The 13,871-nt window shown below is 74.5% G+C and carries 13 protein-coding genes and 1 pseudogene; 4 read left to right on the forward strand and 10 right to left on the reverse strand.

Annotation, left to right across the window (positions count from 1 at the left end; all coding sequences use genetic code 11):
* Positions 1-3 precede the first annotated feature (3 nt).
* On the reverse strand, positions 4-987 hold the full coding sequence (locus tag BM385_RS07335; protein WP_019435959.1) for a hypothetical protein: 984 nt from the start codon (positions 985-987) through the stop codon (positions 4-6).
* 210 nt (positions 988-1,197) lie between these two features.
* Entirely contained in the window at positions 1,198-3,324 is a 2,127-nt protein-coding gene (locus BM385_RS07340) for an MMPL family transporter (protein WP_093842517.1), read from the reverse strand.
* A 108-nt stretch (positions 3,325-3,432) separates the two neighbouring features.
* Here BM385_RS07340 and BM385_RS07345 point away from each other — a divergent pair, with 108 nt between their 5' ends.
* Positions 3,433-3,948 (forward strand): MarR family winged helix-turn-helix transcriptional regulator, encoded by a 516-nt coding sequence (locus BM385_RS07345; protein ID WP_019435961.1) that lies wholly within the window; start codon positions 3,433-3,435, stop codon positions 3,946-3,948.
* A gap of 34 nt (positions 3,949-3,982) precedes the next feature.
* Here the strand turns inward: BM385_RS07345 and BM385_RS07350 are convergent, their stop codons facing one another.
* The 5 genes and pseudogenes from BM385_RS07350 to BM385_RS07365 all read right to left on the reverse strand — a co-directional run bounded on the left by BM385_RS07350 (position 3,983) and on the right by BM385_RS07365 (position 8,097).
* Entirely contained in the window at positions 3,983-4,735 is a 753-nt protein-coding gene (locus BM385_RS07350) for an exo-rhamnogalacturonan lyase family protein (RefSeq protein WP_019435962.1), read from the reverse strand.
* A gap of 52 nt (positions 4,736-4,787) precedes the next feature.
* Positions 4,788-5,081, reverse strand: a pseudogene (locus BM385_RS27680) (exo-rhamnogalacturonan lyase family protein); the annotation flags it as partial.
* A 283-nt stretch (positions 5,082-5,364) separates the two neighbouring features.
* Positions 5,365-6,147, reverse strand: coding sequence for an SDR family NAD(P)-dependent oxidoreductase (locus tag BM385_RS07355; RefSeq protein WP_026047813.1), 783 nt, complete (start codon positions 6,145-6,147; stop codon positions 5,365-5,367).
* Positions 6,148-6,155: 8 nt separating this feature from the next.
* Entirely contained in the window at positions 6,156-6,875 is a 720-nt protein-coding gene (locus tag BM385_RS07360) for a TetR/AcrR family transcriptional regulator (protein WP_093842518.1), read from the reverse strand.
* 73 nt (positions 6,876-6,948) lie between these two features.
* Complete coding sequence (locus tag BM385_RS07365; protein WP_175542936.1) at positions 6,949-8,097, reverse strand: FtsX-like permease family protein; 1,149 nt, start codon at positions 8,095-8,097, stop codon at positions 6,949-6,951.
* Between the two features lie 91 nt (positions 8,098-8,188).
* On the opposite strand from BM385_RS07365, the gene BM385_RS07370 reads away from it, so the two are divergent.
* Entirely contained in the window at positions 8,189-8,419 is a 231-nt protein-coding gene (locus BM385_RS07370) for a hypothetical protein (RefSeq protein ID WP_093842520.1), read from the forward strand.
* A gap of 52 nt (positions 8,420-8,471) precedes the next feature.
* Here BM385_RS07370 and BM385_RS07375 read toward each other — a convergent pair whose 3' ends face one another.
* Positions 8,472-9,179: a TetR/AcrR family transcriptional regulator gene (locus tag BM385_RS07375; RefSeq protein ID WP_093842521.1), complete on the reverse strand. Its 708-nt coding sequence runs from the start codon at positions 9,177-9,179 to the stop codon at positions 8,472-8,474.
* A 132-nt stretch (positions 9,180-9,311) separates the two neighbouring features.
* Positions 9,312-10,190 carry a helix-turn-helix domain-containing protein gene (locus BM385_RS07380; protein WP_019435969.1) on the reverse strand — a complete coding sequence of 293 codons (879 nt, stop codon included), beginning with the start codon at positions 10,188-10,190 and terminating at the stop codon, positions 9,312-9,314.
* Positions 10,191-10,387: 197 nt separating this feature from the next.
* Between BM385_RS07380 and BM385_RS07385 the strand changes: the two genes are divergently transcribed.
* A complete protein-coding gene (locus BM385_RS07385) occupies positions 10,388-11,248 on the forward strand; it encodes an SDR family oxidoreductase (protein WP_093842522.1) in 861 nt (286 codons plus the stop codon).
* Positions 11,249-11,380: 132 nt separating this feature from the next.
* On the opposite strand, the gene BM385_RS07390 is transcribed toward BM385_RS07385, so the two are convergent.
* A complete protein-coding gene (locus BM385_RS07390) occupies positions 11,381-12,079 on the reverse strand; it encodes a GNAT family N-acetyltransferase (RefSeq protein WP_254791457.1) in 699 nt (232 codons plus the stop codon).
* Between the two features lie 374 nt (positions 12,080-12,453).
* Between BM385_RS07390 and BM385_RS07395 the strand changes: the two genes are divergently transcribed.
* A complete protein-coding gene (locus BM385_RS07395; protein ID WP_254791458.1) occupies positions 12,454-13,707 on the forward strand; it encodes a chloride channel protein in 1,254 nt (417 codons plus the stop codon).
* Positions 13,708-13,871 lie beyond the last annotated feature (164 nt).

Consider the following 13,871-nt stretch of genomic DNA (forward strand, 5'->3'; position numbering starts at 1 on the left):
CGCTCAGATCCAGCCCCGGTCGCGGGCGAGCAGCGCGGCCTGGGCGCGGTTCTCGGCGTCCAGCAGCTGGAGCAGATCGGCGATGTGCCGGCGGTAGGTCCGCAGGGACACCCCGACCTCCCGGGCGCCGGTCTCGTCCTTGCTGACCGCGCACATCCGGCGCAGCACCCGCAGCTGGATGTCGGAGAGCCCGGGGGCCTGCCGGTCCGGCGCGTCCACCAGGGAACGGAAGTCGCGCGCGCTCTCCCACAGCCGCTCGAAGAGCGTGATGATGTTGCCGACGAGCGCCGTCTCCCGGGCGCACAGCGCCCCGCGCGAGGTGTCGGCCGGGTCGATGGGGACCAGGGCGGTGTGCCGGTCGTAGATCAGCATCAGCTCGGAGAACTCGTCCGCGACCCGGATCTGGGCGCCGTGCGCGGTGAGTTCGCGCAGATAGCCGAGGGTGAGGGTGTCCCGGAGGGCGACGGCCCGCACCAGGTTGCGGATGCGCACCCCGCGGCGCAGGCAGCGCAGGTCCAGCGGCCGGGCGTGCTCGATGTTCTCCTTGGTCAGCGCCTCGTACGGCTCGGCGGACAGCACCTCGAAGTGGGCGAAGAAGGACAGGTCGTCGATGCGGCTGCGCACCAGCCGCAGGTCTTCGAGCCGTTCGATGCCGGGCGCGGGCGCGCCCTGCTCGGCGGGTCCCGGCCGTTCGCGGTGCAGCGAGTCGACGATGGCGCGGGTGTGGGTGAGGTGCCGCATCTCCCGGTGCAGCGTCTCCAGCCGGTCCTCGGCGAGCCGGGGGACGGCGGTGTCCGGCTCGGCTGCCCAGGTGTGTTCGTCGTCCCCCTGGAGCAGCCGCAGTTCGCGCAGCCGCTCCACCGCGCGCCCGGCCTCGGCGGCGTCCGAGCGCAGGACGACGTGGATGTCGCGGGGTGAGGTGCGGGGGTTGCGCAGGAAGTGCCGGTAGACGCTCTCCTCGGCGGCCGAGAGTCCGAGCACCGACATCGCGTGTGCGCCCACGGTGTGCCCTCCCCACGGATGTTGTGCGCATGGTGCGTCAGGTGGTGATGAACACGCCACAGCCTAAGGGGACTTCCGTGCTTTGCGTAGAGCCCGGGTGTTACCAGTGCGGGGTCTTCCTGTGAAGTCCCGGTGGTGGGCCGGTCCCCGCCAGGCGGTAATCCGCCCGCCGGGGACCGGCCGCCGGCCGCGCCGTCAGCCGGCTCGGCCCGCCGGTTCCTTCCGCGGCGCGGCTGCGGCGCCCCGGTGTCCGATGGCGCTGGGCCACCAGGCGCGCGGGCCGATGTCCATGACCAGCGCCGGGACGAGCAGCGAGCGCACCACCAGGGTGTCGAGCAGCACGCCGAAGGCGACGATGAACGCGATCTGCGCCAGGAAGGACAGCGGGATCACGGCCAGGGCGCTGAAGGTGGCCGCCAGCACCACCCCGGCCGAGGTGATGACCCCGCCGGTCGACACGAGCCCGCGCAGCATGCCCGTCCGGACCCCGCCCGTCAGGGTCTCCTCGCGCACCCGGGACATCAGGAAGATGTTGTAGTCGACACCGAGCGCGACGAGGAAGACGAACCCGTACAGCGGTACCGAGGCGTCGGTGCCGGAGAAGCCCAGGATGTTCTGGAAGAGCAGCGCCGAGATGCCCAGGGTGGCCAGGTAGTTCAGCGCGACGGTGCCCACCAGCAGCAGCGGCATCAGCAGCGAGCGGAGCAGGACGGTGAGGATGGCCACGATGATGACCAGGACGATCGGCACGATGATCAGCCGGTCCCGGCTCGCGGTCTCCTGGGTGTCGTACTGCTGGGCGGTGTAGCCGCCGACCAGCGCGTCGGCGCCGTCGATCGCGTGCACGGCCGTCCGCAGCCGCTCGACCGTGCGCTGGGCGGCCTCGCTGTCGGCCGAGTCGGCCAGCGTCGCGTCGATACGGACCGTGCCGTCGACGACCAGCGGCGGGCCGTCGCCGGGGCGTCCCGAGGCGGTGACCGGTGCCGCGGCGGCGACGCCGTCGGTCGCCCCGGCCGCCGCCGTCACCTCGGCGGCGTGCCCGGCGTCGGCCAGGATCACGGCCGGGTTGCCGGAGCCGCCGGGGAAGTGCTCGCCGAGCACCTGCTGGGCGGCGACGGACGGCGCGTCGCCGACGAAGATCTCGTCCAGTGGCGTGCCCCGGGAGTCGAGGGTGGGGGAGAGGGCGGCGAAGCCGGCCAGCACCAGGGCGGTGGTGACCCAGACCCGGCGGGGCCTGCGGTCCACCAGGGAGGCCACCCGCTGCCAGATGCCGCGGCCCTCGGTGCCGCTCGGCACCGGCTTGGGCTTGGCGGGCCAGTAGGCGGCGCGGCCGAGGAGGGCCAGCACGGCGGGCAGGAAGGTGAGGGTGCTGAGCACCGCGCAGGCGATGCCGATGGCACCGACCGGGCCCAGCGCCCGGTTGTTGGTGAGGCCGCTGGCCAGCAGGGCCAGCAGCCCGAGCCCGACGGTGCCGGCGCTGGCGACGATCGCGCCGGCGGAGCGGCGTACCGCGGCCAGGGCGGCGGCGTACGGGTGTCCGGCGCCGGTCACCTCCTCGCGGTAGCGGGCGGCGAGCAGCAGCGCGTAGTCGGTGGCGGCGCCGATGACCAGGATGAACAGGATGCCCTGCACCTGTCCGTCCACCCGCAGCACGTCCCGGTCGGCCAGCGCGTACACCACGGCGCACGCCAGGCAGAGGGCGAGGACGGAGCCGGTGATGATGACCAGGGGCAGCAGCACGCTGCGGTAGACGAGCAGCAGGATGATGAGCACGGTGGTGAGCGCCACGCCCAGCAGCAGTCCGTCGATGCCGGCGAAGGCCTCCGACAGGTCCTCCTGGCTGGCCGCGGGTCCGGCGAGCGCGGCGGTGGTGCCCGGCACGCCGTCGGCCGCCTCCCGCAGGGCGGTCATGGCCTCGGTGCGGGTCTCGTCGTCGGCGCCGGCCGCCAGCGGGACGACGCTCTGCAGGGCCAGGCCGTCCGCGGAGACGATGACGGGGGAGGGCGGGCCCGCGACGCCGGGCTGCCCCTCCAGCGTGGCCATCGCCGCGGTGGCGGCTTGCTGGTGGGCGTCGGCGCGGTCCCCGGCGTCGTCGACGGTCCAGACGACGATGGCCGGGATCGTCTCCGCCCGGTCGAAGGCCCGGCCCGCCTCCAGGACCCGGGTGGACTCCGCGTCCTGCGGCAGGAAGGCGGCCTGGTCGTTGGTGGCGACCTCACCGAGCTTGCCGGCGAACGGGCCGAGCCCGCCCCCGACGCCCAGCCAGATGACGACGGCCAGGGCCGGGAAGAGCCACCTGACCCAGGGCTGCGTGCCCCTCATGTGAACCTCAGCATCATGGAAGGAATATCTCGCTCATAAAGTATCTCGATGATCGAGTCTCTCGATGAGCCAGGGTACCGGTCGGCCCGGGGGCCTATCCTGAGGGGCGTGCCAGTTGCCTCCACCCCCGATCCGCCGCCCCGCGACGGCGCCACCGACCTGCAGACCTTCGCCGTCCTGCTGCGCCGGATGAACGGCGAGTTCAACCGCATCGCCCAGGAGTTCGCCCAGGCCCAGGGGCTCCATCACACCGATGTGCAGGCGCTGATCGCGATCCTGGACGCCGGCCGGGACGGCGGTGACACGCCCATGACCCCCGGCGTCCTGCGCAGCCGGCTGCGGCTCACCTCCGCGGCGATGACCGCCTGCCTGGACCGGCTGGAGCGGGCCGGCCACGTGCGGCGCGAACGCTCCGCGAGCGACCGCCGCGTCGTCCACCTGCACTACGCCGAGCCGGCCAAGGAGATCGCCCGCGCCTACTTCCGGCCGCTGGCGAGCAGCACCGAGGCGGCCCGTTCCCGGTTCAGCGACGACGAACTCCGCGTCGTCCTGCGCTTCCTGGACGCCATGAACGACGAACTCCACCGCCTGCGCCACGGCAGCGACGAGGAGGGCGTCCGATGAAAGGCGCCGTCCCGTCCCCGCCGGACCCTTCCGGTCACCGGTGGGGACGGACCGCCGCTCGGAGGTGATCGCCCACCAGGGCCAGACACTGGATGACGGCCAGCCCGTACTGGGCACTGGCATTGGTGCTCAGCGGGGCCTCGTTCACCGGATTCAGCACGGCCGGCCCCTCGACGCGCACCGAGCGGAACGGGTGGTCCTCGGGATACCCCGCGTGCCCGGTGCGCAGTTCGCGCCAGGCCCGGGCCGCCAGCGCCGGATCCGCCAACTGCACCGCCGCGTACGCCGTGGCCCGGGAGTACGCCTGCCGCAGATTGAGACTGCCCCACGAGGAGCCGGTCTCCGCCCGCTGCTCGTCCGCCGTCGCGTTGTACAGCCGGCAGAACCGCACCCACTGCGCCCGGACCTGCTCGTCGTCGGTCAGCTGGAGGAGTTCGGTCATCAGCTCCATCAGCCCGAAGACGGAGCTGAGACTGCCGATGCTCACACTCGGCTCGGACGGGCCGGTGAACCGCCCGTCGAGCAGGTTGTAGGTCGTCGCCCCGCCCTGCGCCCAGCCGTTGGGCAGCGCCGCGATACTCGCCGCGCCGTTCAGCAGCTTGGTACGGGCGACCGGATCGCCGCCGCGCTCCCACTCGGTCAGCCAGGCCAGGCCCATCGCGCCCCAGTCGGTGCTCTTGCCCATCGGCAGCGCCTGCGGATCCGGATCGAACGGCTCCTCGGCGAGCTTGCGCCCCGGATCCAGCACCAGGAACGTCCGGTCGGCGTCGACCAGATCGTGCAGCACATCGCTCGCGGCGCAGCCCGGTCGGCGGACGCACCGCCTCGGACAGCACGCCCTCGCCCTGGCCGGCGAGCCGGATGTGCCGGTCGTGCGGCGCGCCGCGCATCGGCACGTCGAAGCGGACCCCGAGCCCGTTGACGAAGTCCTCCGACGCGTCCCCGTCGTAGACGAAGGTGTGCACCACCCGCAGCGCCTCCGACCCCGCGTACAGATAGAACCGCACCGTGAACGGCAGCCAGGCGCGCCGTTTCGCGGTGTGCCGGCCCTCCACCTTGACGACGGCCCGCACCGGGCCCTCCTGCTCCACGGCCACCCGGTCGACGGAGCTGGTGAAGACCTGGCCGCGCACGGTGGCGGGCAGGTCCGTGCCGGGGGGAGTCCTGGCGGGAGGCGATCAGCCGGCCTTTCTCGGCGATCACCGTGCCGCCGCCCCGGCCGCACATCACCTACGGGGAGCGGTGAGCAGAGCGCACCGTACGCCCATGAACGGTCGTTGACGATCGTTGACGTCCGACGGTGCTCCGTGCGCGAAGACGCGCGCACAACGGCCCCGCGGCGCCCGGTCGCGTACGGAACGCGCGACCGGGGGTCGCGGGGCGGACGCCGGGCCCGGGGCGGCCCGGCACCCGGGATCAGACGGCCGTGTAGCCGCCGTCCACCAGGTGGTAGCTGCCGTACACGAAGGACGCGCGCGGGGAGAGCAGGAACACGATCAGCTCCGCGACCTCCTCGCTCGTGCCCAGCCGCCCCACCGGGTGCAGCCCGACCAGGCCCTCGTACTGGGCGCGGTCCATCTCCGCGAGCAGCGGGGTCTCGATGAAGCCGGGACCGACCGCGTTGATCCGGATGTTCTTGGTGGCGTACTCGGCGGCGGCGGTCTTCGTCAGACCGACCACACCATGCTTGGCCGCCACATAGGCGGACGAGCCGGGGGAGGCGACGCTGCCCAGGATCGAGGCGACGTTCACGATCGCGCCGCCGCTGCCGGCCGTCTCGATGGCGGGCAGTTCGTAGCGCAGGCAGTGGAAGACACCGTCGAGATTGGTGCGGACGACCCGGTTGTAGGCGTCCAGGTCGTACTCCCCGGTGGGCGCGACCGGACCGCCGATGCCGGCGTTGTTGACGGCCAGGTGCAGCCCGCCGAACGTCTCGACGGCGAAGGCCACCGCGTCCCGCACCGAGGCGGGGTCGGTGACGTCCATGGCCACGGCGGCGGCGGAGAAGCCCTCGGCGCGCAGCGCGGCGGCGGCCTCCTCGGCGCCCTCGGCGCGGTAGTCGGCGACGACGACGTCGGCGCCCCCGGCCGCCAGCCGGCGGGCGGTGGCCAGGCCGATGCCGGAGGCGGCACCGGTGACCAGGACGGTCCGGCCGCTGAACTCGGTGGCGTAGTCGGGTACGGGAGAGGTGGTGCTCATGATGCGGTTCACTTTCTTCGTGCGGATTCGGCCTCATGACCCGCGGCGTGCGCCGCCTCGGCCATGAGGGCGTCGTAGGAGCGCTCCACCAGCGCTGTCAGATCGTCCAGGCCCTCCGGACCGTCCGGACCGTCCGGGCCCTCCGGACCGGCCACGGCGGCCGACCCGGCCCACATCCGCAGGGCGGCGGTCAGCACGGCGGCGGCCGAGTCGACGGCGACCGCGGGCCGGGGATCGCGGGTCGCGTCCACCCCGAGGCGGGCGGCCACGATGGCGACCGACTCCGCCTGCGCGTCCACCCGGATGCGCTGATAGGCGCCGAACAGCGCGGGGTCGCCGTCCAGGAGGGCCAGCAGGGCACGGATCCCGGGCCGGTGGTGGGAGGCGGGGGTGTCCCGGTCGGTGAGCCAGCACGCGACGGCACGCCGGTAGGCGACCAGCGGGGGCTCGGCGGCCGGCCGCTCGCGCAGCAGGGCGTTGATGCGGCTGCCGTCCTCGCGGACGAAGTCCAGCGCCGCCTCCTCCTTGCTGCCGAAGTAGCGGCTGAAGGTACGCCGGGCGACATCGGCCCGGTCGGCGATCGCGGCGACCGTCACCTCGTCCGGTCCGTCCCGGAGCACCAGTTCCAGCGCGGCGGCGGCGAGCGCCTCCCGGGTCCGGCGCGCCTTGCGGCGCCGGCCGTCCTCCCGGGGAGCGGGGATCGGGAGGGAAGAGGTGGTCACGGTCATGCCACCGACGGTACACCCACTTGTGTCCCACTGGGACAAGAGTCCCGGTGGGACATCACCGGGACGCTTCCTCTCAGTGCCGGGCGCCCGCCAGCACCACGTGCACCGGCCGGTGCGTGTCCACCCGTCCCGGAACGGCCGTCACGGCGGCCAGCCCCAGCAGCGTCCCCGCGACCAGCAGCGCGGAGTCCGCGGGACCCGGCCCCGCCGCCGCCATCGGACCCGCGTGCAGCAGGCCGTACAGACCCGCGCCCGCCGGGGCGCCGAGCGCCGCCGCCGGTAGAGCGGGCAGGAGTTGGGACAGCACGAGCGCCCGGTTCGCCTGCCCGGGCGTGGCACCCAGGGTACGGGTGACCGCCAGACTGTGCCGGGCGTCCAGGGCCGCGTTCCACGCGAGGGAGACCTCCCCGGCCACCGCGAGCGCGATCACCAGGGCGACGGAGCCCGCCACGATCCGCTGCACCAGCAGCGCGTCCGGATCCGGCAGCAGGGAGCCCCCCAGATCCCGCGGCCGCACCGGCTGCGCCCGGAAGGTCAGCGCGGCGGCCAGGGCCGCCGTGACGGTGAAGACGGTCACGGCGGTGAGCAGGGCCCGCCGGGGCCGCCGCGCGGCCAGCCGCAGCCCCAGCATGAGCGGGACCGGCAGCCTCCGGGCGACGCGGTCGACGGCGGAGCGCCCGCGCGGCGGCCTGGCCGCGTCCGCCAGGGCCCGCGCCGTACTGCGCTGCGCGGCCCGCCACGCGGGACCGGCCGCCGCGCCGGCCGCGATGGCCAGGGCCAGCACCGCCACCGCGACCACGGTGCCCACCGAGGGCGCCGCCAGACCGACATCGGGCAGCCCGCCGCCCGGATTGCTGAAGACGGCGGCGAACCGGCACCCCAGCAGCAGCCCGGCCGGACCGGCGACGAGCGCCACCGCCAGATACTCCGCCAGCAGCACCGCCGCGACCATCGCCGGAGAGGCACCCACGGCCTTCAGCAGCCCGACCCTGCGGCCCTGTTCGGCCAGCCGGCCCGCCACCAGACTGCTCGCCGCCGCCGAGGCGAGCACCACCAGCAGCCAGCCGGCCGCCGTCAGCGCGTCGTGCACACCCCGCAGATTGCCGGAGGCGTTCGCCGCGAAGAACTCCCACGACCGGACCGTGACCGGGACGGCCAGGACGGCCGGGGACCGGACGAACTCCTCGGCCCGCTCCGGCTCCGCCAGCCGCAGATGCGCCACATAGGACACCGCAGCGCGTCCGAGGCCAACCGCAGCAGATCGTCCCCGGTGCTTGCCGTGATGCTCTCCACGTCAGTGAACGGGGTATGAGGTGCCCATCTTGCTCGGCCTTGCCCTGATCGTGTGCGGGCTCTGGGTGGCTTTCGACATCAACGGCGCGGCTGGTCGCCTTGCGCAGAGCCTCAACGGCGCGAATCCCTGGTCGGAGAACGACCACGACCAGGAGATGTGGCTGGCCGAGGTCTACAACGTGCGCCGACTCGGCGCCTTCTCCAGTTTCGCCGGCCTGTTCTTTCTTGCCGCCTTCATCTTCCTGATCTGAGGCGGTCGGACCGCCCATCTCCTTCCGTCGGGTGGGCCGCCGGTTCCGGTGCTCAGCGGAGCTGGAAGGTGTCGGCCAGGAGCGCCGTCTGGATGTCGAGCAGGGTCGCGGGATCGTGTCCCATCCCGGTGAACTGGCCGGTGATCTCCAGGCTGACCGTGCCGTGCAGCTGCGGCCAGGTCATCACCGCGCCGGTCAGTGCGACGCCCGCGGCGGGATCGTCGGCGGGCCGTTCCGTCCACTGCTCGACCCAGGCCGCCACCTCGGGTTTCTCGCGCAGCCATCCCCGCAACTGCGCCAGGAGCGGGTCCACGGAGACCAGCGGCCGTCCGTGGGCGAAAACGGACAGGAAGGGCCCCAGGACGGAGCGCGCCTTCAGCACGGTCTCGGCCGGGGCGGTGAAGCCCGCCACCGGGGTGCCCTGGATGAGCAGATACAGGTGTGGCTCGGCCACGGCCCACGCGCGGTAGGCGCCGGTCAGGGTGCGGAGCGCGGACCGCCCGTCCGCCGCGGTGTCCACCGCGTGGACCGCCGTGGCCGCGCTGTCGTAGGCGTCGAGCACCAGCTCCGCCAGCAGGTCGTCGCGGCTGGCGAAGTAGCGGTAGAGCGCCGGGCCGGACATCCCGATCTCCTTCGCGATACGCAGCAGCGCCACGCCCTCGATCCCGCCGGTGGCGAGCTGCCGCAGCGCCGCTTCCTTGATCTCCGCGCGGGTCTGCTCCCGGTAGCGCGCACGCGGACTGTTCACCCGCTCCGCCATTCCTGCCTCCTGTCGCCGGTCGCGCCGGACCGGGCGGTCCGGCGCGTGTGCGTCACTGTATCGCTGACGTGACAGGGCGAAGCCCCCTCCCGGGTGTCTGCCGGGAGAGGCGGGACCGGTGTCGGGCCGGAATCAGTCGCGCGGCCGCCGCCGGGCCGGCGCCGCTTCCGCCAGGGTCCACGACGCCAGCAGATCCAGCGCCTGAGCGGACGCCGACCCGGGAGCGGCGGTGTAGAGGAACACGGTGGTCTCGCTGTCACCGGGGAGCGACAACGTCTCGTACTCCACGGTCAGCTCACCGACCAGCGGGTGCAGCAGCCGCTTGGAACCGTGCGTGCGCTGGTGCACGCGGTGCTGTCGCCACCAGCGGTCGAAATCCTCGCTCAGCTCCCTCAGCTCGGTGACGAGCGCTTCGGTGGCCCGCCGGTCCGAGGCGTGGACCGCGTCCAGCCGCAGGTTCTCCACCGCCGCGCGGGCCTGCACCGCCCAGTCGGCGAACAGCGCACGCGCCCCCGGGTCGAGGAACAGCCAGCGGGTGTAGTTGCGCTCGGCGACCGGCATCGCCTCGAAGTCCGCGAACAGGGTCCTGGCCATCCGGTTCGCGCCCAGGACGGCGGACCGGCGTCCCAGGACGAGGGCGGGGACGGCGGGGTCCAGGGAATCCAGCAGCTGGTGCAGCCCGGGGCGCAGCCGCTGGACGCCGGGGGCGCGGGCCGGCGGGCGCGCGGCGGTGACGCCGACCAGATCCCTTAGGTGGGCCAGTCCCGCCGCATCGAGTCCCAGGGCGTGCCCGATGGCTTCGACCACCGCGGGGGAGGGGTTGATGGGGCGGCCCTGTTCGAGGCGCGCGTAGTAGTCGGTGGACACCCCCGCCAGGCGGGCGACTTCCTCGCGCCGGAGTCCGGGTACGCGCCGGACGCGTCCGTCGGGCGGCAGCCCGGTCCGCTCGGGGTCGCCCTGGGCCCGGGAGCGCTTGAGGAAGTCCGCGAGTTCTCGATTGACGGAGGCCATGGATCCAGTGTGTCCCCGTGACGGACGGCGACGGCCTCCCGAGGTGGGTCTGCCGGTCCTCGTCAGCCGCGTCCCGGCACGCGCAGGGCCTCTCACGGCACCCGGGGCCGCCCGGCCGGCCCACCACGATGGAGTCACCGCCGGAACGGCAACCCGCTCCGGCCCCCTCACGACACCGACGGAAGAGGAGGGCACCCATGCCCGCCACCACCACCCCCGCCACCACCTGGTTCGTGACCGGCGCCTCGCGCGGGATCGGTCTTGAACTGGTCCGGCACCTGCTCACCCGGGGCGACAACGTGGCCGCCACCAGCCGCTCCGCCGAGCGCCTGAAGGCCGCGCTGGGCGGTACGGCCGACACCGGCCGGCTCCTCGCGCTGACCGTCGACCTGACGGACGAGGCACAGGTCAAGGCCGCCGTGCAGCGGACCGGCGACACCTTCGGCCGGCTGGACGTCGTCGTCAACAACGCGGGCTACGGCTACCTCGCGGCCGTTGAGGAGACCACCGCCCAGGACGTGCGGAACATGGTCGACCTCCAGATCGCCGGGGTGTGGAACGTGCTGCGCGCCGCGCTGCCGGTGCTGCGGGAGCAGCGCGCGGGCCGCGTCATCAACATCTCCTCGATCCTGGGTCTGACCGCGCTCCCCGGCTGGGCCCTGTACTGCGCGGGCAAGTTCGCGCTCGAAGGGCTGAGCGAGGCGCTCGCCGCCGAGGTCGCGGACTTCGGCATGGAGGTGACCGTCGTGGAACCGGGCTACTTCCGCACCTCCTTCCTCGCCCCGGACTCGCTGGCGCTGCCGGCCGAGACCTCGGAGCACTACCCGGCGGTGCGGGCGATGGTCGCGGACCACCTGGCCCTCCAGGGGAGCCAGCTCGGCGACCCGGCCGAGGCGGCTGCCGCCATCGTCGAGCGGGCCGGCCTCCAAGGCGGCCCGCTGCGCCAGGTGCTGGGTTCCGACGCGCAGGCTTTCGCCACCGCGAAGGTCGAGGCGCTGCGCGCCAACCTCGACGCCACCGCCGCCTCGGCCGCCCGCACCGACTTCCCCGCGGCCTGAGGCGTCGGCGATCGCGCACCCGGCGCCGTCCCGGCCGGGCCGGGTCCCGCGGCGGCCCGGCGCGCGCCGGCCCGGCCGGTCCGCGCCCCTCGCCCGTCCGGCCGCCCGGCACCCGCTCCCGTACGGCGCGACTCAGCCGGCTTCGCCGCGGAAGCGGATGCTCGCCATCGGGATATGGGTGCGCCAGCCCAGGTGTTCGTAGAGCGCGCGGCCCTCCACGGTGGCGACCAGGACGCCGGTGCGGGCGCCGTGGTCCAGCGCCGCGTTGTGCAGGGTGCGCATCACCACCGAGCCGAGCCCCCGGCGGCGGTGGCCGGGGAAGGTCTCGATCTGGTCGGCGACGGCCGTCGGGCCGGTGGGGGCGATCTGGCCCCGGGCGGCGAGCGCGCCCCGCGGGGTCAGGACGGCGGCGCGGATCACCCCGCCGCGGGTCCACGCCCGGAGCCGGTAGTCGTCCGGCACCGGGGCGGGGGAGTGCCGCGGCGCGGTGGTCATGAGGAACCCGGGCAGGTCGAAGGACCACCCCTCGACCAGCCAGGGCGCGACGACCTCCTGGGCGGCGTACGGGGCGTCGTGCGCGGTCGTCACGCCCGGTAGGAACACCTTGAGCCACCGGCCGGGCACCGCGAAGTCCCGGGCGAGCGCGCGGACGGCCGTCTCGTCCCCGTCGGCCACCACATGCCGCCCCGCCTCGGCGTGGGTGCCGACGTCGATGCTCCAGCCCCAGGGCCGGGGCACCGGGTCGGCGGCGCCACGGGAGACCACCCAGCCGTCGACCCAGGAACGCACCGTGCCGGCCGGCACGGTTTCGGTAATAGCTGCTGATGTCATGTGGCTATTACATCAGCGGGTGGCGGCGGGCGGTGACGCGGGTCGGAGGCGTCCGGCGACGGGGTGCGGCGGCACCGGCCGGCGGGCGGTTTGCGACAATCGGTCCCCGTGCCGGGACCCGGACGGCCCCGCACGGCAGCCGGCGGGCGCGGTCGTGGCGACCGCCCACCCGACGGGAGGAGGCCCCCGCACCGGCCGGGAAGGCCGTGGACATCGGGAGCGGGAACGTGCGGGGCGGGTGCATAGGCGGCGGCGGAGACGATCGCGGCCGGGACGGCCCGCCGGATGGCGGCGACCGCGGGCCGGGCGGGCGGCCCGGCCGCGAGGACGCCCGGCCGGCGGCGCCCCTGGAGCAGCCCAACCTCGTCGCACCCGTGGACGTCCCCGCGCTGTCCCCCCGGCTGTGGGTGCTGGTGGCGGCCACCGGTGTACTGGCCGGGCTCGCCGGCAGCGCCCTGATGCTGCTGCTGGAAGCGACCTCCGCGCTGGCGTACGGCCACCGGTCGGGCGATCTCCTGACGGCCGTCGAGGAGGCCGGACCCGGCCGCCGGGTCCTGGTCCTGGCCGCCGCCGGGGTGCTGGCCGGCGCCGGCTGGTGGCTGCTCGCCCGGTGGACCGGGCCCGGCGGGTCTGAGGTGAGCACCGCGCTGTGGCGGGACCGGGGGCGGCTGCCGATGCGGCGCAGCCTGGGCACCGCCTTCCTCTCCACGGTGATCGTCGGCATGGGCGCCTCACTGGGACGGGAGGCCGCGCCCCGGCTGGCCGGCGCGGCGCTCGCCTCCCGGCTGTCCGACCGGGCCGGCATCGACACCGCGCACCGCAGACTCCTCGCCGCCTGCGGCGCCGGCGCCGGCATGGCCTGCGTGTACAACGTGCCGCTCGGCGGGGCGCTGCTGACCCTGGAGGTGATGCTCGGCGTCCTGTCGCTGCGGCTCGCCCTGCCCGCCCTGGCCGCCTGCTGCATCGCCACCGGCGTGTCCTGGATCGTCCTGCCGACCGGCCCCACCTATCAGCTGCCCGAGGTGCCGCTGTCCGGTTCGCTGACCGTGTTCGCCCTGGTCATCGGCCCGCTCGCCGGGCTGGCCGCGGTCGGCTGGGTCCGGATGATCCGCGTCGCGCACCGGCACCGTCCCACCGGCCGCGGCCTGCTGATCGCGCCCGCGCTGGTGTTCACCGGGGTCGGGCTGCTGGCGATCCCCTTCCCGGAACTGCTCGGCAACGGCAAGGACATCGTCGACCTCGCCCTGGGCGCGCAGCTCGCCGTACCCGCCGTCCTCGTGCTGCTGCTCCTCAAGCCGCTCGTCACGGCCGGCAGCCTGGGCAGCGGAGCGAGCGGCGGGCTGTTCACCCCGACCATCGTCATCGGCGCCCTGCTGGGGGCGCTGGCCGGGCGGGGCTGGGCCCAGCTGTGGGACGCGCCGGCCGCCGGCTTCGCGGTCCTCGGCGCCGCCGCCGTCCTCGCCGCCGCCATGCAGGCGCCCCTCGCCGCCGTGGTCCTCATGCTGGAGCTGACCCGCACGACCGACGCCCTGACGGTGCCGCTGATCCTCGCCGTCACCGGGGCCATCCTGGTCTCCCGCGCCCTGGACACCCCCTCCCTCTACTCGGTGCGGCTGCCCGCCCAGTGAGCCCTCCCGGCGGAGGGTGTATCGTCGATCACACGGAGAACCGTATCCAGGGAGATACCGACGTGGTGGGTGAAGACGACATCTCGGGGTGATACCCGGGCTGCCAGGCCGCCGGCCGGTGCGTGTGCGCGCCGGGGTGGCCGCTTTGTCGTCCCCCGAACCGT

It is taken from the genome of Streptomyces harbinensis (assembly GCF_900116145.1).
GTDB classification, from domain to species: Bacteria; Actinomycetota; Actinomycetes; order Streptomycetales; family Streptomycetaceae; genus Streptomyces; species Streptomyces carpaticus.

Coding starts and splice junctions, on each gene's coding strand:
- BM385_RS07335 (WP_019435959.1), bottom strand. CDS start 987: ATGTCGGTGCTCGGACTCTCGGCCGCCGAGGAGAGCGTCTACCGGCAC.
- BM385_RS07340 (WP_093842517.1), bottom strand. CDS start 3,324: ATGAGGGGCACGCAGCCCTGGGTCAGGTGGCTCTTCCCGGCCCTGGCC.
- BM385_RS07355 (WP_026047813.1), bottom strand. CDS start 6,147: ATGAGCACCACCTCTCCCGTACCCGACTACGCCACCGAGTTCAGCGGC.
- BM385_RS07360 (WP_093842518.1), bottom strand. CDS start 6,875: ATGACCGTGACCACCTCTTCCCTCCCGATCCCCGCTCCCCGGGAGGAC.
- BM385_RS07375 (WP_093842521.1), bottom strand. CDS start 9,179: ATGGCGGAGCGGGTGAACAGTCCGCGTGCGCGCTACCGGGAGCAGACC.
- BM385_RS07380 (WP_019435969.1), bottom strand. CDS start 10,190: ATGGCCTCCGTCAATCGAGAACTCGCGGACTTCCTCAAGCGCTCCCGG.
- BM385_RS07385 (WP_093842522.1), top strand. CDS start 10,388: ATGCCCGCCACCACCACCCCCGCCACCACCTGGTTCGTGACCGGCGCC.
- BM385_RS07390 (WP_254791457.1), bottom strand. CDS start 12,079: ATGACATCAGCAGCTATTACCGAAACCGTGCCGGCCGGCACGGTGCGT.